We start from the raw sequence: 21,922 nt of genomic DNA, 5'->3' as shown, positions 1-21,922 counted from the left end.
TTCGCCATGCCGAACAAAGCACTGACCATCCTGATTGCCGATGAACAACACCTGCAACGACTGTACATAGAAAAAATGCTCAATCAGTTGGGTTACCACCGCATTGTGCCGGTGCAAACCTACCAGGAAGTCCAGATACTCACCGCGATCCCTGCCGAGCCCTTCGACGTATTGATCATTAATGCGGGGCTGGCGCTGCAGGCTTGCGGGCCGCAGCCTCAGGTGCGGCATGTGCTGCTCTATGACCATCAGGAACTGGGCGAACCGGCTGATATTCAGCCTGCGGTGCTGGTGCGGTTGCCGGGTGTGCCGGACAGCGTCAACCTCGAACACTTCATGGACATCATCGACCCACCCGCAGCCACGGCGGGCCTGCGGGTGTTGCCATGGCTGCGGGAGTTATCGCGCAAACCGCTGGCCGGGGTTTAGTCCCACTTTGGCGCAATGCCCTTGGGGCTGGTCAAGCGGTGGCCACGCTCCAGGGCGGCAATCTGCGCCATGTCGGCAGCGCTCAAGGTCAGGTGCAGTGCCTTGAGATTGCTTTGCAGGTTGGCGCGTTTGGTCGACGACGGGATCACCGCGTAACCCAACTGCATGGCCCAGGCCAGCGTGACCTGCGCCGGTGTGGCTTGATGGCGCTCGGCGATCTGCTGGATCACCGGGTCTTTGAGCACTTCGCCGTAGGCCAGGGTCATGTACGAGGTGATCTGGATACCCTGGGCGGTGGCAAAATCCACAACCTTCTGGTTTTGCAGGTAGGGGTGCAACTCGATCTGGTTGGTGGCGATGTTCTCGGCACCCACCGCAGCGATTGCCTGCTTCATCAGGTCAATGGTGAAGTTGGAAATGCCGATCTGGCGTGTCAGTCCCAAGCGCTTGGCTTCCAGCAACTGGCCCATGAATTCGGCGACCGGCACCTGGTCTTCCGGCGATGGCCAGTGGATCAGCGTCAGGTCGAGATAATCGGTTTTGAGTTTGCGCAGGCTTTCGCGCAGGCTCGCAATCAACTGGCCTTCGGCGAAATTGGCGATCCAGATCTTGCTGGTGATAAACAGCTCATCACGCGCTACGCCGCTGTCGGCAATGGCTTGGCCGACATCGGCTTCGTTCTCGTAGATCTGCGCAGTGTCGATGACGCGGTAGCCCAGTTCCAGGCCGGTGCTCACCGAGTCGATCACCACCTGGCCTTGCAGGCGGAAGGTGCCGAGGCCGAAGGCGGGGACGTTTGGGGTTGGGGTAGACATCAGTAACTCCAGAGGGGGTGTGAACAATGGAGTCGAGTATCCGCCCGTCGTTCACTCGGAAAAACCGCCCATTGCGAAAAGGACTCTTAACCACAAGTCACGAATACCCGCGGCCTTGTCAGGGTGAGCAGGCTGTGCCCAGCACGCTGATTCACAACAGCACGGGTTCGCATGACCGCTGGTCAACTTTGTCACCCGATGCTTACCGGCTTCACTTGCCAGCCATGGGTGTGGCGCGGTATTCCAGAATGCTTTATGCCAGCCTTGGAAAGACCATGACCCAACACCTCACCGAATACGCCGACGCCAGCCCTGAAGTGCGTGCGGTTTACGACGACATCATGCAAACACGCAAGGTCGACCAGGTGAACAACTTCTGGAAATGCCTGGCCGCCCACCCGCCGACGTTGCGCCGCACCTGGGAAAGCCTCAAGGAAATCATGGCACCAGGAGCTCTCGACCCGCTGACCAAGGAGTTGCTGTATGTGGCGGTCAGCGTGACCAACAATTGCCCGTATTGCATCGCCTCCCACACCGCCGCCGCACGCAAGGCCGGCATGACAGACGAGATGTTTGGCGAATTGCAGGCCGTGGTCGGCATGGCCAATGAGACCAACCGCCTGGCTACCGGCTACCGTGTACCAGTGGACGATATGTTCAAGTGGCCGTGATACCCAGCTTCATGCGCAGATGCGCGACGCTTCTGCCGAGCGCGCAGGGCGGTGGTGATAGAACTGCCCCTGCTGCGCCTTTCGGCTTCTGCGGGACTGGGAACGGATCCATGTGGTGAAGTCAAAACGAGTGGCCGACACGACGTTTTCCTGAACCAGCAGGATCGGCCTGGGGCGGTTTATAGGGGCGTGGTGAGTGTGGAGCGTGACCTCCAATGTGTCCTTGTCCCGGTACCCGCTGAGTATGGGCACCAGGCTGAACCCCTGGCCAACGCCCTCGGACTCCGTGGGGGTGCCTGCGAACAATACAATCCCGACGTAGACCTTCCTGTCGCTCAAACTGAACATGCACGGCACACACTTGACGATGGACTCTCTCAATAAAAGCTTGAATGGCGTGCCCTCAAGAATACCCAGCGAAAGCACATGGTAGAGCTGCGTGTCGGTTTCCAGCTTCAGCATTTTCTTCTTCGCGCGTACATATAGCCTTGCCCAGAAAAAAGGAATCGCCAGAGTGGTCATACCCGCCTGCAACATGAAAACCCATAGCGTGCAGTTTTTCTCATTGGCAATGTCGAGTTGTACCAATAGCGTACCCAGTTTTTGGCTGTAGTCCGCCGCAACTTCATGCCCGGCGATAAAGGCTGCTTGTTTTGATAACGTCAGCAGGGCAGCACTCAAAAACGTGGCAACGATTAGGCAGAGCATTCCGAGCCTTGCTACCTGCAGGTAAAGCAACTGTCCCTGGAATCGGTGCAATCGCAAGTAGAAAAACGGGTGCCTGAGGCAGACCAGATAGCCACTGACCAGTAACGGCACAATGATCAGCAGGCCCATGAGTCGTCTGACTCCATTTTTTGCACTTGGCGCAGAGCGTCCTTGTAACCCTCTGACGCGATAACCTCATCGATGTCCAGGCCGATGCCTCCACGTACGACCTTCCAGGTTTTACGGGATTTGACATCCCTTACTCGATCCCAATCGTCCTGAGTCGGTTTCCCAAACAACAAATGCAATAAAGACATGGCGACAACCTCGAAAAGAAGTAGCCATTTTTATAGCAAGCGACTGGGTGCCTCACCACTGATGGCAAGCCGCGCCACTGTCGCCAGTTCCCGTAGGAAACGTCTGCATTTGCTACAGCGGTCTAAAATGTCGGGGGTGTAATCACCCAGATCACCACTGTATCCACCTTGCCCGGGTTGCCATACCGGTGCGGCTCGCTGCTGGCAAAGCTGAAACTGTCGCCTTCAGCCAGCAGAAAATGCAGCTCACCGACCCACAGCTCAAAGGTGCCGCTCAACACATAGCCCGCTTCTTCGCCTTCATGGCTGTAGCTTTGATGGCTGTAGGTGCCGGGTGGGAAGCATGAGTGCAGGATCTCCAGTTGGTGGTTGGGCAATGGCGTCAGCAGTTGGTCGACGATGCCATCTTCATAACGGATGCTTTGACGATTGTTTTTACGTACCACATAGCCTTCATCCGCTGGGGCAGGGGCGGCCTCGCTGGCAAAAAACCACTGGATAGTCACGCCCAGGCTGCGGGCGATATTGAACAGCGCCGGGATCGATGGGTACGCCAGGTTGCGCTCCAACTGGCTGAGATAGCCGGCGGTCAGTTCACTCAGTTGCGCCAGTTCGGTCAGCGTCAGGCCGCGTGCCTTGCGCAGGCCGCGAATGCGGGTGCCGAGAAACAGTGGCTGCGGTTCGTCGTTCAGAGTTTCCACGCTACCTTGAGTCCTTCGTAGATCGCCTCTTCGGCGGTGCGCGGCGCCAGGCAGTCGCCGATGCGTTCAAACGGCACCAGCCCGGCAAGCGCCGTGCCCAGAGTGTCCACTGGCTGATGGCCCTGGCACAACACCAGGCTGTCGACGTTCTCCAGCAGCATCGGTTCGCCGCTGGCGCTGTGTTGCAAGTAAACCGTGCTGTCGTCGCAGCCGTAGAGGCGGGCATAAGGGATGATGGGGATGCCCAGGCGGTGCAGCTCGCCCGCCAGTTGATCGCGCACATAGAGCGGCAGGTTTTCCCCGCAGTGCGTGCCATTGACCGCCAGTTGCACCTGATGGCCGGCGCGCACCAGACGCTCGGCGATGCCGGGGCCGATCCAGTCGCAGCGCCAGTCGACCACCACCACCGAGCGCCCCAAGGTGACCTGATTGCGCAACACCTGCCAGGCATCGACTACTTGCAGCTCGCCGCCTCGCTCGAACGCTGGCCAATAGGGTTCGGCGCCGGTGGCGATGATGACGTGATCAGGTCGCTGTTGTTCCACCAGGGCGCGGTCGACGCGGGTATTGCGCAGCACACGCACGCCTGCCAGCGTCATCTCTCGTTGCAGGTTGGTACTGGCGCCGCCGAATTCGCTGCGCCGTGGCAGCAACTGCGCCAACAGCACTTGCCCGCCCAATTGCCCGCTGGCTTCAAACAAGGTCACGTCGTGGCCGCGTTGCGCGGCCACAGCGGCAGCTTTCATGCCGGCCGGGCCACCGCCGACCACCATGATGCGGCGGCGTTTCAACGTCGGTTGCAGGTTACCAAAGTGCAGCTCGCGCCCCGTCTCGGGGTGCTGGATGCAGGAGATTGGCAAGCCCTTGTGAAAGTGCCCGATACAGGCCTGATTGCAGGCGATGCACGCGCGCACGTCTTCAGCGCGGCCGTCGAGGGTTTTGGCCGGCATCAGCGGGTCGCAGATCAGTGCGCGGGTCATGCCGCACACATCGGCCTGGCCGCGCGCCAGGATCAGCTCGGCCTCCTGCGGCTGGTTGATCCGCCCGGTGACAAACAGGGGTATCGACAGGCTGGCTTTGAACGTCGCGGCCGCATCGGTCAGGTACGCGGCGGCGATGGCCATGGGCGGCACGATATGCACTGCGCCGCCCGTGGACGCCGAGGTGCCGGCGACGATATGCACATAATCCAGCTGCGTTTGCAGGTGTTGCACGGCCTCCAGGGATTCGCTTTCGGTAAGGCCTTCGCTGTCGCGCTCATCGGCAGAAATGCGCAGGCCGATGATGAACTGCGCGTCGGTCGCGGCCCGCACGGCCGCAATAATTTCCCGCAGGAATCTCAGGCGTTGTTCAAGCACGCCGTTGTAGTCATCGGTGCGCCGGTTAACCCGTGGGTTGAGAAACTGCGCGGGCAGATAGCCGTGGCTGGCGACCACTTCCACGCCGTCAATTCCCGCCTGATGCAGGCGCCTGGCCGCCGCTGCGTAACCGCTGACGATCTCATCGATCATCGCCTGGTCGAGCGCCCGTGGCATCACCCGAAACCGCTCATTAGGCACTCCCGACGCCGAGTACGCCACCGCCAGCAACCCGTCTGCCGACTCCATGATCTCGCGGCCCGGGTGGAATATTTGCGACAGCACCACGGTGCCCTGAGCGTGGCAAATATCGGCTAACTCACGATAGCCGTCGATGCATTCGTCGTCGGTGGCCATCAGCACATGGGAGGTGTACCGCGCACTGTCATGCACGCCCGCCACCTGCAACACAATCAGCCCCACACCGCCTTCGGCGCGCGCACGGTGATAAGCGATCAATTGCGCATTGACCCGGTTATCCGTCGGCATCGAGGTGTCATGCCCGCTGGACATGATGCGGTTCTTCAGACGTTTGCCACGCAATACCAAGGGTTCGAACAGATGCGGGAAGGCAGCGTGCGACATGGTGCGGATACTCCAGGCGCTGTTATTGTTATTTTTCTAGTAAGAGGCGAGCGCCAGTAAAAAATCAACTTGTTTTTTTACTGACGGCTGGCTTAGCGTCGCCTTTACCAACCCCGTGCCTGGAGAATAAAAATGACTCACTCCACCGAGCAGCAACTGCGCGAAGAGCTCGCGGCCTGCTATCGATTGGTCGCGCACTACCGCATGAGCGACCTGATCTTCACGCATATTTCGGTGCGTATTCCCGGGCCGGAACATCACTTTCTGATCAATCCTTATGGGCTGATGTTCGATGAAATCACCGCCTCCAACCTGGTCAAGATCGGCCTGGACGGGCAGGCGGTCGAACCTTCTGCTTATGCCGTAAACCCGGCTGGTTTTGTCATTCACAGCGCCATTCATGGCGCTCGCGAAGACGCCCAGTGCGTGCTGCATACCCACACCCGCGCCGGCTGTGCGGTGGCGGCGCTGGAGTGCGGTTTGTTGCCGGTCAATCAGATCTCGATGGAGTTCTACGGCAAGGTTGCCTACCACGACTATGAAGGCGTCGCCCTGGACATGCACGAGCAACGCCGGCTGGTGCAGGACCTTGGCGACAAGCCGGTGCTGATGCTGCGCAACCATGGTTTGTTGACGGTGGGCGAGACGGTTGGTGAGGCGTTTCTGCGCATGTATTACCTGGACAAGGCCTGCGATATCCAGATCGCCGCGCAGGCCTGCGGCAAGCTGATCCTGCCGCCGGCTGAGGTTTGCGCTTACACCGAGCAGCAATTCAATAACCCCAACCGAGCGCTGGAGGAGGGCGAGCTGACCGATGTGAATGCCATGCAGCTGGCATGGGCGGCGTTGCTGCGGATGCTGGATCGGGTGTCGCCCGGTTACCGCGACTGAGGTAGAGTCGTGCAGCCGACTCAACCGAAGGACACCGCCCCATGACTCAGGAATCGCGTTTCTCCCGCATGGAGCCGCAATTGCGCAAGGCCAACCTGGTTCAGGCGACGCTGACGTGCCTCAAGCGCGATGGCTTCCAGGGCGCTTCGATCCGCAAGATCAGTGCTGAGGCCGGGGTGTCGGTAGGGCTGATCAGCCATCACTATTCGGGCAAGGATGAGTTGGTGGCCGAGGCCTATCGCACCATCACCGCCCAAGTCATGAGCCTGTTGCGCGAGACCATGGCCAAGGCGCCGCCGCAGCCGCGTGAGCGTTTATCGGCGCTGTTCCGTGGCTCCTTTTCAGATGAACTGCTCGACCCACAGCTGCTGGACGCCTGGCTGGTGTTCTGGGGCGCGGTCAAGACCGCGCCGGCGATCAACCAGGCCCACGAGCATTCCTATGGCGAGTACCGCACCATCATGCGTTCGGCGTTGGCGGACATGGCCAGGGAGGAAGGCTGGGAGCAATTCGACGCTGATTTGGCCGCCATCGGCTTGAGCGCGTTGCTCGATGGCTTGTGGCTGGAGTCGGGGCTCAACCCCGGCACGTTCACGCCGCAGCAGGGCATCCAGATCTGCGAAGCCTGGGTGGACGGCCTGCAAGGCGGCGGTCGCGCGCGCTACCAGCTCAAAGCCTGAACCTTCCCTTCAGCGCCTGAACGCTCTATTCGGGCGTTTTTTTTCGCCCTGAAAATATTTGCAGTTTGCCGATTGCCTCCTTGCTGAACACTCGTTTAGTATCTCGCCATGTCGCACCCCTCACGCCAATTAAAATAATTCGAGGAAGCCATGACTACCGATTCGCCCGTGCTCACTCAGGTGCAAGCTGGCGTTGCCTGGATCACGCTCAACCGTGGCCCGCAGCGCAATGCACTCGACATCCCGACCCTCAACTACCTGCATGCGGTGCTCGACGCGTTCAACACCGACCCCAGCGTGCGGGTGGTGGTGCTCACCGGCAGCGGCCGTAGTTTCTGCGCCGGTGCCGACCTGGCTGAGTGGGCCGACGCCGAGTCCCGTGGCTCCCTGGAAACCTACGGCTGGACCGAAACCGCTCACGCCCTGATGACCCGTCTGCATACCCTCGACAAACCTACGATTGCTGCGATCAACGGCACCGCCGTCGGCGCGGGCATGGACCTGACCCTGTGCTGCGACCTGCGCATCGCCGCCCAGTCGGCGCGGTTCAAGGCCGGCTACACCAGCATGGCGTATTCGCCGGACGCTGGCGCCAGTTGGCACTTGCCGCGCTTGATCGGCAGCGAGCAGGCCAAGCGCCTGCTGTTCCTCGATGAGCTGTGGAGCGCCGAGCGTGCACTGGCCGCCGGGCTGGTGGGCGAAGTGGTCGCCGATGAGCAACTGCATGCCCACGCAAGCGAGCTGGCCACGCGCCTGGCCAACGGGCCGACCTTCGCTTTCGCCCAGACTAAAACCCTGATCCGCGAAGGCGCCGGGCGCAGCCTGCCTGAACAGCTTGAGGCCGAACTGGCCGCCGGACTGTTGTGCGGGCGCAGCGACGACGGCGCCGAGGCGCTGCGTGCCTCGATGGAAAAACGCCTGCCGGTTTTCTCCGGTCGCTAAGCACACACACAGGTAGCGCCATGAATTTCCAACTCAGCCAAGAACAAGACATGTTGGTGGACGCGGTACGCAGCTTTGTTGCCAAGGAATTGCTGCCCCATGAGGACGCGGTGGACCGCGCCGACGCGGTTTCGCCCGAGCTGGCCGCGCAGATTCGCGACAAGGCTGTCGCTGCCGGCTTCTATGCTTTCAACATGCCCGAAGAGGTGGGCGGTGGTGGCCTGGATTACCTGTCCCAGGCGTTGATCGAACGCGAGTTGTCCAAAGTCTCGTGGGCGCTGCATGTGTTTGTCGCGCGCCCGTCCAAGATTCTCATGGCCTGCACCGGCGCGCAGGTCGAGGACTACCTGTTGCCGTGCGTGCAAGGCAAGAAAATTGACTGTTTCGCGCTGACCGAACCCGGCGCCGGCTCCGACGCCAATGCGATCAAGACCCGCGCCGTGCGCAGCGGCGATGACTTCATGATCAACGGCAGCAAGCACTTCATCAGCCACGCCGGCCATGCCGATTTTGCCATCGTGTTTGCCGTCACCGACACCTACGAACACAACGGCCGCCAGCGCAATGCGGTGACTGCATTCCTGGTCGATCGCGGCACGCCCGGCATGACCATCCGCCGTGGCCCCAAGTGTGTGAGCAACCGCGGTTATCACACCTATGAAATGTTCTTCGACGACTGCCGCGTGCCAGCCTCCAAAGTGCTGGGCGAAGTCGGCAAGGGGTGGGAGGTCGCCAACGCCTGGCTCACCGCTGGCCGGGTGATGGTCGCAGCCAACTGCGTCGGCCAGGCCCAGCGTGCGCTGGAGGTGTCGCTGCAATGGGCGGCGGACCGCAAGCAGTTCGGCCAGCCCATCGGCACCTACCAGGGCGTGAGTTTCAAGCTGGCCGACATGGCCACGCAGATTCGCGCCGCCGAGCTTCTGACCCTGCACACCGCCTGGAAGATGGACCAGGGCAGCATGACCGATGGCGAGGCCGGCATGGCCAAGCTGTTTGCCAGTGAAACCCTGGGCAAGGTAGCCGATGAAGCCGTGCAGATCTTTGGCGGCATGGGCTTGATGGATGAAGGGCCGGTGGAGCGCATCTGGCGTAACGCGCGGATCGAACGGATCTGGGAAGGCACGTCGGAAATCCAGCGGCACATTATTGCCCGTGAACTGTTGCGGCCGTTGTTGCGCTGATCGGCGCGGAGAACGCTTATGTCCCAGGCTATTCGCGACAACCTCAAGCGCCTGCTGGCGCCCCGGCACCTGGCTTTTGTCGGCGGGCGCAGCATGGCCCGCGCCCTCAAGCGCTGCGCCGACGGCGGTTTTACCGGGCCGATGTGGCTGGTCAACCCGCAGCATGACAGCCTCGACGGCATCCCGTGTGTGCGTCGGGTTGCCGATTTGCCTTACGGCCCGGATGCGGTGTTTATCGCGACTAACCGTGAGCTGACCTTGGCCTGTGTGGCCGAACTCGCCGCCATCGGCACCGGCGGCGCCATTTGCTACGCCTCCGGGTTTGCCGAAACGGGCGTCAGTGGTGCGGCCTTGCAACAGCAGCTTGTTTCAGCGGCGGGCGACATGGCCTTGCTCGGCCCCAACTGCTACGGCTTGTTGGACTATTTGCACAGCGCCGCGCTGTGGCCGGTGGCCCACGGCGGCAAGGCGGTAGAGAAGGGCGTGGCGGTGCTCACCCAGAGCGGCAACTTTGCCTACAACCTGTCGATGAGCGACCGCTCGCTGCCCATTGCTTATATGGCGTCGGTGGGCAACCAGGCGCAGTTGGGGGTTGCCGAGTTGATGGACGTGCTGCTCGATGAGCCGCGCGTGACCGCCATCGGCCTGCACCTGGAAGGCTTGAAGAATGTGCCGGGGTTTGCCCGCGCGGCGCACAAGGCGCTGGAAAAAGGCATCCCGATTATCGCGCTGAAAACCGGCGTGTCGCAGATCGGCGCCGAGTTGGCCCTGAGTCACACCAGTTCGCTGTCTGGTTCCGATGCGCTGTACGACAGCCTGTTTGCGCGCCTTGGCGTGATCCGCGTGAGTGGGCCGGTGAGTTTTGTCGAAACCTTGAAAGCGGCGGCCTGCGGCAATCTACCTGGCGGCAATTGCCTGATCGCACTGGCCTGTTCCGGTGGCGACGCGGGGCTGATTGCCGACTACGCCGAGCGCAACCAACTGGCCTTGCCGAAGCTCGACGCAGGCCAGCGCGCCGAACTGGCGCAGGTGCTGCCCAGCTATGCCAACCTGGTCAACCCATTGGACTTCACCACCGCCATCTGGGGCGACCGCGAGGCGCTCGAACGCATGCTCGAAACGGCCCTGCGCACCGATGCCGATGCGGCGATGCTGGTGCTGGATTACCCGGCCGAATTCACTGGCGAGCGCAAGGAATGCGACCTGTTGTTGGCGCTGTTTTGCGCCGCGCTCAGTCGTCATGGCAAAACCGGATTCGTCACCTCGGCCTTTCCCGAATTACTGCCGGCCCATGCCCGCGAACGCCTGCATGCCCACGGCATTGCCGCGCTGCAGGGGGTGGAAGATGCACTCGCTGCCTGGGGGCGGATTGCCGACTATCAAAACCATCGCCGTGTGTTGTTGGAACGCGGCGAGTCGATCCTTGCACCGCTGTGCCCTCAGCCTCTTGCGGGCCAAGGCCTGGCGCTGGATGAATGGGCGTCCAAACAAGCCTTGCGCGCCTTTGGCTTGAGCACGCCAGCGGCGGTGCTGAGCACGCCAGGGCGCGCCATCGCAGACGCCAAACTCTTGGGCTATCCGTTGGTGCTCAAGGCCGTCAGCACCGACCTGCCGCACAAAACCGAAGCCGGTGCAGTGGCGCTCAACCTGAAAGACGGTGTCGCACTGACCGCCGCGCTGGAGCAGATGCGCGAGCAAATCGGCGCTTATGCGCCGGGCATTGTCTTTGATCAATTGCTGTTGGAAAGCATGGCTACAAAGCCCTTGGCCGAGTTGATCGTGGGCATCAAGCGGGAAAATGACTTTGGCCTGGCCCTGGTGATTGGCGCTGGCGGGATCCTCGTGGAGTTGCTCAAAGACAGCCGCAGCCTGCTGCTGCCGACCACCGATGAGGCGATTCGCAACGCCGTGCTCAGCCTGCGCAGCGCGGCCTTGCTGCAAGGTTTTCGCGGGCGTGAAGTGGCGGATATGGATGCGTTGGTGGCGGCCATTCGCGCGGTGGCCGATTACGCCTGCGCCAACGCCGGGCAGTTGCTGGAACTGGATGTGAACCCATTGTTGGTCAATGCCCACGGCACGCTGGCGGTGGATGCGTTGATTCGCCTAGGAGATGAACATGCAAGATAAGATCCTGACCGGCGGCCAGGCCCTGGTGCGGTTGCTGGCTAATTATGGCGTCGACACCGTGTTCGGCATTCCCGGCGTGCACACCCTGGAACTGTATCGAGGCTTGCCCGGCAGCGGCATTCGCCACGTGCTGACACGCCACGAGCAGGGCGCCGGTTTTATGGCCGACGGCTATGCGCGGGTCAGCGGCAAACCGGGCGTGTGCTTTGTGATCACCGGGCCTGGCGTGACCAACGCCGCCACCGCCATCGGCCAGGCCTACGCCGACTCGATTCCGATGTTGGTGATCTCCAGCGTCAACCACACCGCCAGCCTCGGTAAAGGCTGGGGCAGCCTGCACGAAACCCAGGACCAGCGCGCCATCACCGCGCCGATCACCGCGTTTTCGGCGGTGGCCTTGAGTGCCGAGGATTTGCCCGAATTGATCGCCCGCGCCTATGCGGTGTTCGACAGCGAGCGGCCACGGCCGGTGCATATTTCGGTGCCGCTGGATGTGCTGGCAGCGCCGATCAAACGCGACTGGAGCCATGAAGTCGTGCGGCGCCCGGGACGCGGCCTGCCATCGGCCGAGGCGCTGGAGCTGGCCGTAGCCAAGCTCGCGGCGGCCAAGCAACCCATGATCATTGCCGGTGGCGGCGCGCTGGCGGCGGGTGATGCGTTGCAGCGCTTGAGCACGTTGTTGGCGGCGCCGTTTTTCAGCAGTGTGGCCGGCAAGGGTTTACTGCCGGTCAATGACCCGCTGAATGCCGGTGCCACCCTGTGCGTGGAACCCGGCTGGCAACTGATCAGCCAGGCGGATGTGGTGCTGGCCGTCGGCACGGAAATGGCCGACACCGATTACTGGCGCGAGCGCTTGCCCATCACCGGCGAACTGCTGCGCATCGATATCGACCCGCGCAAGTTCAACGATTTCTACCCTTGCGCCGTGGCGCTCAAAGGCGATGCCCAACAGACCTTGCTGGCCTTGCTCGAACGTCTGCCGCCTGCGCCGCGTAACGCCGATGCGGCAAGCCAACAGGTCGCGACATTGCTTGAGGCGGTCGAGCGGGGGCACGGCCCTTTGCAGACCATTCACCAAGGCATTCTTGAGCGTATCGAGGCCGAGCTGCCCGCCAACGCATTTATCAGCAGCGACATGACCCAGTTGGCCTACACCGGCAACTACGCCTACCGCAGCCGCGCCCCGCGCAGTTGGCTGCACCCTACCGGCTACGGCACCTTGGGCTATGGCTTGCCTGCCGGCATTGGCGCCAAGTTCGGCGCGCCGCTGCGTCCGGGCCTGGTGTTGGTGGGCGATGGTGGCTTCCTCTACACCGCCCAGGAACTGGCGACCGCGGTCGAGGAACTGCACAGCCCGTTGGTGGTGCTGCTATGGAACAACGACGCCCTCGGCCAGATCCGCGACGACATGCTCAGCCTGGACATCGAGCCCATCGGCGTGCTGCCACGCAACCCGGACTTTGCGCTGTTCGCCCAGGCGTTCGGCTGCACCGTGAACCAACCCAAAAACCTGGATGAGTTGCAGACGGACTTGCGCAACGGTTTCAAACGCAATGGCGTGACCTTGATCGAGCTCAAACATGCCTGTGCCTGTTGACCTTTAGAGGAGCAAGACCATGAGCGAAAACAACAACAAAATGACTCAAGCGATGCACCGAAGGGACTTTCTCAAACACAGCGCCGTGGCGGGTGCGGTGGCGGCAGCGTTTTCCATGGGCCTGCCGTTGCACGCGTTTGCCGAAGAGGCGACACCCAAAGCCGGTGGCGTGCTGCGCCTGGGCCTGGCAGGCGGCAGCACCACCGATTCGCGCGACCCCGGCTCCTGGGTCGACACCTTCACGTTCGTCGGCTTCTCGGCGGTGTACAACACGCTGACTGAAATCGCCGTCGACGGCAGCGCGATCCCCGAATTGGCCGAGCGTTTTGAGTTCACCCCGGATGCGCGGGTGTGGACCTTTCACTTGCGTCAGGGCGTGACCTTCCACAATGGCAAAAGCCTCAGCGCCGACGATGTGGTGGCGTCGATCAATCACCACCTGAGCAAAGACTCCACGTCGGCGGCCAAAACCGTACTGGGCGACGTCGCCAGTGTCAGCGCCAAGGGCAATGATACGGTGGTATTCGAGCTGCATTCCGGCAATGCCGACTTTGCTTATGTAGTCGCCGATTACCATTTGGTGATCATGCCCGCCAAGGACGGCGGCGCCGATTGGCAGGCCGGTGTGGGCACCAGCGGTTACCGCCTGAAAAGCTTTGAACCCGGCGTGCGCATGGACCTGGAACGCAACCCCGATTACTGGAAAACCGGCCGTGCACACTTCGCCAGCGCCGAACTGCTGGCCATCGCCGACGGCGCGGCGCGGGTCAATGCACTGGTCACCGGGCAAGTGGATGTGATCAACAAGGTCGACCTCAAAACCGTGGCCTTGCTCAAGCGCAACCCGAGTCTTGTGATCGAGGAAACCAAGGGCGCCCAGCACTACACCTTCCCGATGCTGTGCGACAGCAACGAGTTCAAGAACAACGACATCCGCCTGGCGATGAAGCACGCGATCAACCGCGAAACCTTACTGGCTTCGGTATTGCACGGCTACGGCCTGGTGGGCAACGACCATCCGATCCAGCCCGGCAGCCGCTTTATCAACGCGGCGCTGGAGCAGCGCACCTACGACCCGGACAAGTCACGCTTTTACCTGCGCAAAGCCGGTGTGGACTCGCTCAAGGTACGGCTGCAAGCCTCCGACGCCGCCTACACCGGCGCGGTGGACGCCTCGGTGCTGTTCAAGGAGCAGGCGCGCCAGGCCGGTATCGACATTGACGTGGTGCGCGAACCCGCTGACGGGTTCTTCTCCAATGTGTGGATGAAACAGCCATTCACCACCTCGTTCTGGTACAGCAGCCTGACCGCCGACCGCATGTTCAGTATCGGCTATGCCAAAGGTGCAGCCTGGAACGAAACCCACTGGGACAACCCACGCTTCAACCAACTGCTCACCGCCGCCCGTGGCGAGATGAACGCGCCGCTGCGCCAAGAGATGTACAACGAAATGCAGGCCCTGTGCCGCGATGACGGCGGCGCGATTGTGCCGCTGTTCGCCAGCTCCGTGGCAGCGCGTTCGAACCGCGTGAGTCATGGGCCGCTGACGGCGCCCTACGGCGAACTGGATGGGCTGCGGTTGATTGAGCGGTGGTGGCAGGCATAGAAACCCTCCAAACAATGAAGACTCAATGTGGGAGCTGGCTTGCCTGCGATGGCGGTGTGTCAGGCTAAAAATCTATCGCTGATGTACCGCTATCGCAGGCAAGCCAGCTCCCACACTGGATTTGTGGTGGCTTAGGAGTCAACACACACATGAATAGTCTGTTGAAACTGGTCCTCCAGAGATTGGCCCTCGGCCTACTGTCGTTGTTCGCCGTCTCGGTGATCATCTTCCTCGCCGTCGGCCTGCTGCCCGGCGATATCGCCCAGGCCATGCTCGGCCAGTCGGCCACGCCGGAAACCATCGCCGCTTTCCGCGCGCAGTTGGGCCTGGATCTGCCGCCGCTGACGCGCTTTGCGCACTGGCTGTTGCGGCTGTTACAGGGTGATCTGGGTGCGTCGCTGGCCAACCAGCGGCCCATCGCCGAGTTGATCGGTGCGCGGCTGGGTAACACCTTGAACCTGGCCGCCCTGGCGGCATTGGTGTCGGTGCCTACCGCGCTGGTACTGGGCATGCTTGCGGCGCTGTACCGCAACAGCTGGTTCGATCGCCTGCTCAACACCACGGCGTTGAGCGCAGTGTCGTTCCCGGAGTTCTTTGTCGCGTACCTGCTGATCCTGGTGTTCTCGGTGAAGCTGGGCTGGTTTCCCAGCCTGTCCAACCTGGCGACGGATGCCACGTTCGGCATGCTCCTGGAGCGCTCGGTGCTGCCGGTTGCCACCCTGAGTCTGGTGGTGATCGCGCAAATGATGCGCATGACCCGCGCCTCCTTGATCAACCTTTTGGCCAGCCCGTATATCGAGATGGCCCGGCTCAAGGGCATCAGCCAATCGCGGATTATCTGGAAGCACGCGTTGCCCAATGCACTGGCGCCGATCGTCAACGTGGTGGCGCTGAACCTGGCGTACCTGGTGGTGGGTGTGGTGGTGGTCGAGGTGGTGTTTGTCTATCCAGGGCTCGGCCAGTTGCTGGTGGACTCGGTGTCCAAGCGTGACATCCCGGTGGTGCAGGCGTGCAGCCTGATTTTTGCCGCCACCTACATCCTGCTCAATACCGGGGCGGATGTGCTGTCCATCGCCAGCAACCCACGCCTGATGCATCCCAAGGGGTAAGCCATGAGCCTGTTGAGCCAAGTGGCCCGGGCGCCGTTGAGCGCCAAGTTCGGCCTGCTGATTATTCTGTTATACGTCGCGCTGGCGCTGTTGGCGCCGCTGCTGGCGCCCTATGGCGAAACCCAGGTGGTGGGTGAAGGCTTCGCGCCGTGGAGCGGCCAGTTTTTGCTGGGCACCGATAACCTGGGGCGCGACATGTTCAGCCGCCTGATGTACGGCGCGCGCAATACCTTGGGCATTGCCTTCCTGACGACGACGCTGGCGTTTCTGCTCGGTGGTTTGAGCGGTTTGGTCGCGGCGATCAAGGGCGGCTGGGTCGACCAGGGGTTGTCGCGGGTGGTGGATATCCTCATGGCGATCCCGCAGCTGATTTTTGCCTTGTTGATTCTCAGCGTGGTCGGCACCAATGCCACCTCGCTGGTGCTGGTGATTGCGCTGCTGGATTCGACGCGGGTGTTTCGCTTGGCCCGCGCGGTGGCGATGACGGTGGTGGTGCAGGATTTTGTCGAAGCCGCGCGCCTGCGCGGTGAAGGCTTGTGGTGGCTGGTCACCCGCGAAGTGCTGCCCAACGCCGCGGCGCCGCTGATCGCCGAGTTCGGCCTGCGTTTTTGCTTTGTGTTCCTGTTTATCAGCGCGCTGTCGTTCCTCGGCCTGGGCATCCAACCGCCCACCGCCGACTGGGGCAGCATGGTGCGCGACAACGCGGTGTTGATTACCTTCGGCGATATCAGCCCATTGTTGCCCGCGTTGGCGGTGGCGTTGATCACCGTCAGTGTGAATTTTGTCGTCGACTGGATGCTGCACAAATCCAGCGGCCTGAAGGAGGGTTGAGGATGGACAGGCCATTGCTGGAAATCCGCAACCTGCAGGTGGAAGGGCATTACGAGGATGCCTGGCACCCGTTGATCAAGGGCATTGATCTGACCTTGCAGCGCGGTGAAGTGTTGGGGCTGATCGGTGAGTCCGGGGCGGGTAAATCCACCCTCGGGCTGGCAGCGATGGGCTATGCGCGCGACGGTTGCCGCATCATCGGCGGCTCGGTGTGTTTTGATGGCATTGAGTTGCTGCAGGCCAAGCCCGAAGCCTTGCGCAAGCTGCGCGGCTTGCGCATCGCGTATGTCGCGCAGAGCGCGGCGGCGTCCTTCAACCCGGCGCACCGCCTGATCGACCAGCATGTGGAAACGGCGGTGATCAACGGCGGCATCAGCCGCGCCCAGGCCGAGCACGAGGCGGTGGAGCTGTACCGCGTACTGCGTTTGCCCAACCCCGAGACCATTGGTCGACGCTACCCGCATCAAGTCTCGGGCGGGCAGTTGCAGCGGGTGATGACGGCCATGGCCATGGCCTGCCATCCGGACCTGATTATCTTCGACGAACCCACCACCGCCCTCGACGTCACCACCCAGATCGAAGTGCTGGCGGCGATCCGTGACGCGGTGAAAACCTTCGGCAGCGCCGCCTTGTACATCAGCCACGATCTCGCCGTGGTCGCGCAGATGGCCGACCGCATAATGGTGCTGCGCCACGGCAAGTTGGTGGAGGAGGCCGACACTCGCAGCATGCTCAGCCAGCCGCAGCAGGACTACACCAAATCGTTGTGGGCAGTGCGCAGCTTTCGCACCGAGCCCAAGGCATGCCCGGTGGCGCAGGTGCCGTTGCTGGAAGTGCGTCAGGCCTGCGCCAGCTATGGGCAGCAGCCGGTACTGCATGGGGTGTCGATGCAGCTGTATCGCGGCCAGACCCTGGCGGTGATCGGCGAGTCCGGCAGTGGCAAAAGCTCCACCGCGCGCTTGATTACCGGGCTGCTGCCGGCCACGGCGGGGCAGGTGCTGTATGACGGCGAGGCGCTGCCGGTGGATTTTCGGCGGCGCAGCAAGGAGCAATTGCGGCGCATCCAGATGATCTACCAGATCCCCGACACGGCGCTGAACCCGCGTCAGCGCATCGTCGACATCATCGGCCGGCCACTCACGTTTTACCTGGGCCTCAAAGGCAAGGCGATGCGCGCGCGGGTCGCCGAGTTGCTGGAGATGATTGAACTGGACCCGGCGGTGTTCATGGAGCGCCAGCCCCGTGAATTATCGGGCGGGCAAAAACAACGTATCTGTATCGCCCGCGCGCTGGCGGCCGACCCGCAACTGATCATCTGCGATGAAGTCACCTCGGCGCTTGATCAACTGGTGGCCGAGGGCGTGCTGAAACTGCTCAACCGCCTGCAGCAACAACTGGGCGTGGCCTACCTGTTTATCACCCACGACGTGGCCACCGTGCGGGCGATTGCCGACGAGGTGCTGGTGATGCAGCGGGGCAGGGTAGTGGACCAAGGCAGCCGCAATGCGATTTTTACTCCGCCGTACCAGGCTTACACCGGCCTGTTGTTTTCATCGGAGCCGGAAATGGACCCGGACTGGCTCGACCATTTGCTGGCCCAACGGGCGGCGCCCACTGTTTGAGGAATGCACATGAAGGTGTTGATTGTTCACGCTCACCCTGAGCCTCAGTCGTTTACCGCGGCGTTGCGCGACCAGGCGCTGGCTACGTTACAAGGCCAGGGCCATGATGTGCAGGTGAGTGACTTGTATGCCATGCAATGGAACCCTGTGGCGTCTGCCGCTGACTTTGCCACGCGGGAGAATCCGGATTATCTGGTGTATGCCCTGGAACAGCGCCTGGGCGTAAAAAAACAGTCGATCGCGGCGGACATCCAGGGCGAACTGGACAAGCTGCTGTGGGCCGACCTGCTGATCCTCAACTTCCCGATCTTCTGGTTCTCGGCACCGGCCATGCTCAAGGGCTGGATCGACCGGGTGCTGGTGTCCGGCGTGTGTTACGGCGGCAAGCGTTTTTACGATCAGGGCGGGCTTGCAGGCAAGCGCGCGCTGGTCGCCGTGACCCTGGGCGGGCGTGAGCATATGTTTGGTGAGGGCACGATCCACGGGCCGTTGGAGGAGATGCTGCGGCCGATTCTGCGCGGCACCCTGGCGTATGTCGGGTATGACGTGCTGGCTCCATTTGTGGCCTGGCATGTGCCGTATATCAGTGCCGAGGCGCGGCAGGATTTTCTGCTGGGGTATGAACAGCGGCTGCAAGGGCTTGCGGATGAGCAGCCCTTGGTGTTTCCGAAGCTGGCGCAGTTTGATGAGGCGTTGTATCCACTGTTCTGAACGCAACGATATTCAAATGTGGGAGCTGGCTTGCCTGCGATAGCATCAACTCGGTGTACCTGACACACCGAGGTGTCTGTATCGCAGGCAAGCCAGCTCCCACATTTTGATCTGCATGGATCAGTTGGCTGTGTGTTGCTGGCGGAGGCGCTCAGCCGCACTGCGCAGCAATTGCTCGGTGCCGTTCCAGCCCAGGCAACCATCGGTCACCGACACCCCGTACTTCATCGACGCGCTCAACGGTTGGCAGCCTTCGAACAGGTGGCTTTCGAGCATCATGCCGATCAGCGACGTGTCACCCTGCAGGCGCTGCTCGAGCACGTCGTTGAACACCGCCGGTTGACGCAGCGGGTCTTTGCCGCTGTTGGCGTGGCTGCAATCGACCATGATGCGCGCCGCGACCTTGGACTTGGCCAGGTCGTGTTTCACCTGCGCCACGCTTTGCGCATCGTAGTTCGGCCCACGGTGACCGCCGCGCAATACCAGGTGCGTGTCGGGGTTGCCCGGTGTCTGGATGATCGCCGGATGGCCTTGGCTGTCCACGCCGAAGTGACGATGCGGGTGGGAGGCTGAGCGCATCGCATCACAGGCAATCGCGACGCCGCCGTCGGTGCCATTCTTGAAGCCGACCGGCATGCCCAGGCCGCTGGCCATTTCGCGGTGGATCTGCGATTCGGTGGTGCGTGCGCCGATGGCGACCCAACTGAGCAGGTCATCGAAGTAGCCGGCGGCCATGGGTTGCAGCAGCTCGGTGGCAACCGGCAAACCCAGGCGCAGCATCTCGCGCATCAGTTCGCGCGACAGGGTCAAGCCTGCGGCCATGTCGTCGCTGCCATCCAGGTGCGGGTCGTAGGCCAGGCCTTTCCAGCCGATGGTGGTGCGCGGTTTTTCGACGTAGGCACGGATCACCAGCAGCATCTGGTCGCTGACTTCCAGCGCGAGCTTCTTGAGGTTGCGCGCGTATTCCATGGCCGACTCGGGGTCGTGGATCGAACACGGGCCGACAATCACCAGCAAACGCGAGTCTTCGCCATTGAGGATGGCGCGCACGGCTTGGCGATGGGCGTGGATCTGTTCGTTGAGGAACGGGCTGAGGGGCAACTGGTACTTGAGTTCAAGGGAACTGGGCAGGCGCTGGGTCAGGGCTTCATTGGCGCTGGACAGGTTGGCAACAGGCAAGGCGGCAGTGGCAGAGTTCATATTCAAGGCTTCCTGGGCAAGCGGCGGGCTGTTCCCGCACGCTCTGCCCTACTGGGGTGTTCGACAATTGGCCGTATTGGCTACGTGTGTTGGCTTGCCACCAATAGGTGACCGATCGGAGGCGGCAGGCTGTCCCGAACGGAGCTTGCTAAATCGCCATGCAGTCGAAGTGTCGTAACGGTAATAGGTGGCGTAGTTCATGTCGTGAGTCCTTTTAGTGTTCGGTGTGAAGCAGAATTATTGGGGCCTTAAAAAACAAAACCCCCGGTCGGGGAGCCGACCGGGGGTTAGATTTCTCTGGTAGGCGACCCCTTGAGTAGTGGGCGCCGATTTCAGGTATCAGGCGCGCCAGTGGCTAAACCAATACCCAAAATAAAAGCTGACCAGTGCGCTCAAACCGCTCACGCGGGTAGCCGATACCGAGCGCGTGGCGCTGGCAGCAGGGCAAACCTGAGAGTGGGTGAGTTGCAACATGGTGTGTCTCCAAATGATGGGGGGAGCTTACTAGAGGCACGCGGGTGGATTCAATCAGTAATTTCTATCGCGTGACCTACTTACGGCTATGGGGTAAGTGCCGATATGCTGGTAACACGTTAATAATGATTGCCAGGACGCGACCATGACTGCCTTGACCCTCGCCGCAGCTCAAACCACTTCCATCGCCGGCGACGTGCCGGGCAACATCCAGGGGCACCTGAGGTTCATGCAGGCGGCGGCGGAGCAGGGCGTGCAATTGTTGGTGTTTCCGGAATTGTCGTTGACCGGCTATGAACCCGCTTTGGCCGCCCAACTGGCAATTACGCCCGAGGACGTGCTGCTGGCGCCGCTACGTGAGATGGCGCAAGAGTTGCGAATGACCGCAGTGGTGGGCATGCCGATTCGCTTGGCACCCGGGACCGGTGTGTTTATTGGCGCCCTGGTATTGGGCGCAGATGGCTCGCTGGCGGTCTACACCAAGCAGCATTTGCACCCGGGCGAAGAGGTGGCGTTTGTCGCAGGGCAGGGCGGTGCAGCACTCGAATGGGCGGATGACCGGATTGCGCTGGCGGTCTGTGCGGACTTTTCCCACGCCAGCCATCCGCGTCTGGCAGCAGAGGCTGGCGCTACGGTGTACGCCGCCGGTGTGCTGATCAGCGAAGGCGGGTACGCGACCGACAGCGCGCTGCTTCAGGGGTATGCCGCAGAGCATCGCATGCTGGTACTGATGGCCAACCATGGTGGCCCGTCCGGCGGTTATACCTGTGCGGGGCGCAGCGCTATCTGGAGCGCTGATGGAACCCTGCTTGCCGACGTACCGGGCATTGGCGAGGCCTTGGTGATTGCTCGCCGCAACGGTGAGCAATGGACTGGCCAAGTGGTAGCCTTCTGATATGGCTTTTCACCTGCGCGCGGCGACGGACTGCGACCTGCCATTCGCACGAACGCTGACCCATGAAGCCATGAACCGCTATTACCTGCAGTACGATTTGTTGTGGTCTGACCATGGCTTTGACGTCGCCTGGGCTTCGCGTGAAAACTGGCTGATTTGCCAGAATGAAACCGTGATGGGGTTTATCAGCGTGAATCGTGACAGCCAGGCACTCTATATTCGCGAATTACACCTGCTCGAGCGCTGCCGCAAACAGGGCGCTGGCAGTTGGGTGTTACAGCAGATGGTGCTAAAGACGTGTGCGCAGGGCTTGGGCCTTTTACGCTTGACGGTTTTCAAGACCAACCCGGCGAGACGCCTGTATCAGCGCCAAGGGTTGAGTATTGTCGGGGAGGAGGACTGCTTTTGGCGCATGGAGCGCGAGTGTCGGGCGGCTGTCGTGGACTAAATCAGGCACGCTGTAGGAATAAGC

General features: G+C 61.9%; 20 protein-coding genes. 15 read left to right on the top strand and 5 right to left on the bottom strand.

From position 1 onward, the window contains the following. Positions 1-6 precede the first annotated feature (6 nt). On the top strand, positions 7-429 hold the full coding sequence (locus HX790_RS20035; protein ID WP_176991997.1) for a chemotaxis protein CheY: 423 nt from the start codon (positions 7-9) through the stop codon (positions 427-429). Here the strand turns inward: HX790_RS20035 and dkgB are convergent. Further along, positions 426-1,244 carry a 2,5-didehydrogluconate reductase DkgB gene (gene dkgB / locus HX790_RS20030; protein WP_017139000.1) on the bottom strand — a complete coding sequence of 273 codons (819 nt, stop codon included), beginning with the start codon at positions 1,242-1,244 and terminating at the stop codon, positions 426-428. The genes HX790_RS20035 and dkgB overlap by 4 nt on opposite strands. A 275-nt stretch (positions 1,245-1,519) precedes the next feature. Here dkgB and HX790_RS20025 point away from each other — a divergent pair, with 275 nt between their 5' ends. Continuing rightward, the gene (locus tag HX790_RS20025) at positions 1,520-1,915 is read left to right on the top strand and encodes a carboxymuconolactone decarboxylase family protein (protein ID WP_058420656.1); all 396 of its coding nucleotides are present in this window, start codon (positions 1,520-1,522) and stop codon (positions 1,913-1,915) included. Positions 1,916-1,924: 9 nt separating this feature from the next. On the opposite strand, the gene HX790_RS20020 is transcribed toward HX790_RS20025, so the two are convergent. The 3 genes from HX790_RS20020 to HX790_RS20010 form a co-directional block, all read right to left on the bottom strand. Next, positions 1,925-2,752, bottom strand: a complete 828-nt coding sequence (locus tag HX790_RS20020; protein ID WP_176991996.1) for a hypothetical protein — start codon at positions 2,750-2,752, stop codon at positions 1,925-1,927. A 310-nt stretch (positions 2,753-3,062) separates the two neighbouring features. Continuing rightward, on the bottom strand, positions 3,063-3,641 hold the full coding sequence (locus HX790_RS20015; protein WP_176991995.1) for a cupin domain-containing protein: 579 nt from the start codon (positions 3,639-3,641) through the stop codon (positions 3,063-3,065). After that, positions 3,629-5,584: an FAD-dependent oxidoreductase gene (locus HX790_RS20010; RefSeq protein ID WP_176991994.1), complete on the bottom strand. Its 1,956-nt coding sequence runs from the start codon at positions 5,582-5,584 to the stop codon at positions 3,629-3,631. The genes HX790_RS20015 and HX790_RS20010 overlap by 13 nt, the downstream gene beginning before the upstream one ends. A 132-nt stretch (positions 5,585-5,716) precedes the next feature. On the opposite strand from HX790_RS20010, the gene HX790_RS20005 reads away from it, so the two are divergent. From HX790_RS20005 to HX790_RS19955, 11 genes are all read left to right on the top strand, one after another. Next, positions 5,717-6,475: a class II aldolase/adducin family protein gene (locus HX790_RS20005; protein WP_138450339.1), complete on the top strand. Its 759-nt coding sequence runs from the start codon at positions 5,717-5,719 to the stop codon at positions 6,473-6,475. A 41-nt stretch (positions 6,476-6,516) separates the two neighbouring features. Further along, a complete protein-coding gene (locus tag HX790_RS20000; protein WP_017139007.1) occupies positions 6,517-7,155 on the top strand; it encodes a TetR family transcriptional regulator C-terminal domain-containing protein in 639 nt (212 codons plus the stop codon). 150 nt (positions 7,156-7,305) lie between these two features. Continuing rightward, positions 7,306-8,097 (top strand): enoyl-CoA hydratase/isomerase family protein, encoded by a 792-nt coding sequence (locus HX790_RS19995; RefSeq protein WP_017139008.1) that lies wholly within the window; start codon positions 7,306-7,308, stop codon positions 8,095-8,097. Positions 8,098-8,117: 20 nt separating this feature from the next. Beyond that, a complete protein-coding gene (locus HX790_RS19990) occupies positions 8,118-9,278 on the top strand; it encodes an acyl-CoA dehydrogenase family protein (RefSeq protein WP_176991993.1) in 1,161 nt (386 codons plus the stop codon). 18 nt (positions 9,279-9,296) lie between these two features. Next, the gene (locus tag HX790_RS19985; protein WP_176991992.1) at positions 9,297-11,405 is read left to right on the top strand and encodes an acetate--CoA ligase family protein; all 2,109 of its coding nucleotides are present in this window, start codon (positions 9,297-9,299) and stop codon (positions 11,403-11,405) included. Further along, the gene (locus tag HX790_RS19980) at positions 11,395-13,002 is read left to right on the top strand and encodes a 5-guanidino-2-oxopentanoate decarboxylase (RefSeq protein ID WP_176991991.1); all 1,608 of its coding nucleotides are present in this window, start codon (positions 11,395-11,397) and stop codon (positions 13,000-13,002) included. The genes HX790_RS19985 and HX790_RS19980 overlap by 11 nt, the downstream gene beginning before the upstream one ends. A 19-nt stretch (positions 13,003-13,021) precedes the next feature. After that, positions 13,022-14,608: an ABC transporter substrate-binding protein gene (locus tag HX790_RS19975; protein ID WP_176991990.1), complete on the top strand. Its 1,587-nt coding sequence runs from the start codon at positions 13,022-13,024 to the stop codon at positions 14,606-14,608. 149 nt (positions 14,609-14,757) lie between these two features. Continuing rightward, positions 14,758-15,717: an ABC transporter permease gene (locus tag HX790_RS19970; protein ID WP_176991989.1), complete on the top strand. Its 960-nt coding sequence runs from the start codon at positions 14,758-14,760 to the stop codon at positions 15,715-15,717. A gap of 3 nt (positions 15,718-15,720) precedes the next feature. After that, positions 15,721-16,548, top strand: a complete 828-nt coding sequence (locus tag HX790_RS19965) for an ABC transporter permease (RefSeq protein WP_099547681.1) — start codon at positions 15,721-15,723, stop codon at positions 16,546-16,548. A gap of 2 nt (positions 16,549-16,550) precedes the next feature. Next, a complete protein-coding gene (locus tag HX790_RS19960; RefSeq protein WP_176991988.1) occupies positions 16,551-18,170 on the top strand; it encodes an ABC transporter ATP-binding protein in 1,620 nt (539 codons plus the stop codon). A gap of 9 nt (positions 18,171-18,179) precedes the next feature. Next, the gene (locus tag HX790_RS19955; RefSeq protein WP_176991987.1) at positions 18,180-18,881 is read left to right on the top strand and encodes an NAD(P)H-dependent oxidoreductase; all 702 of its coding nucleotides are present in this window, start codon (positions 18,180-18,182) and stop codon (positions 18,879-18,881) included. Positions 18,882-19,001: 120 nt separating this feature from the next. Here the strand turns inward: HX790_RS19955 and HX790_RS19950 are convergent, their stop codons facing one another. Further along, positions 19,002-20,081 (bottom strand): 3-deoxy-7-phosphoheptulonate synthase, encoded by a 1,080-nt coding sequence (locus tag HX790_RS19950; protein ID WP_176991986.1) that lies wholly within the window; start codon positions 20,079-20,081, stop codon positions 19,002-19,004. 619 nt (positions 20,082-20,700) lie between these two features. Between HX790_RS19950 and HX790_RS19945 the strand changes: the two genes are divergently transcribed. Beyond that, positions 20,701-21,450, top strand: coding sequence for a carbon-nitrogen hydrolase family protein (locus HX790_RS19945; RefSeq protein WP_017139019.1), 750 nt, complete (start codon positions 20,701-20,703; stop codon positions 21,448-21,450). A 1-nt stretch (position 21,451) separates the two neighbouring features. After that, entirely contained in the window at positions 21,452-21,898 is a 447-nt protein-coding gene (locus tag HX790_RS19940; RefSeq protein ID WP_176991985.1) for an N-acetyltransferase, read from the top strand. Positions 21,899-21,922 lie beyond the last annotated feature (24 nt).

Origin of the sequence: Pseudomonas sp. IPO3747 (genome assembly GCF_013385245.1) — a bacterium.
In the GTDB taxonomy this organism is placed as follows: Bacteria; Pseudomonadota; Gammaproteobacteria; order Pseudomonadales; family Pseudomonadaceae; genus Aquipseudomonas; species Aquipseudomonas edaphica.
Note: the sequence above shows the minus strand (reverse complement) of the source record. Positions and strands in the feature narration are given on the sequence as shown.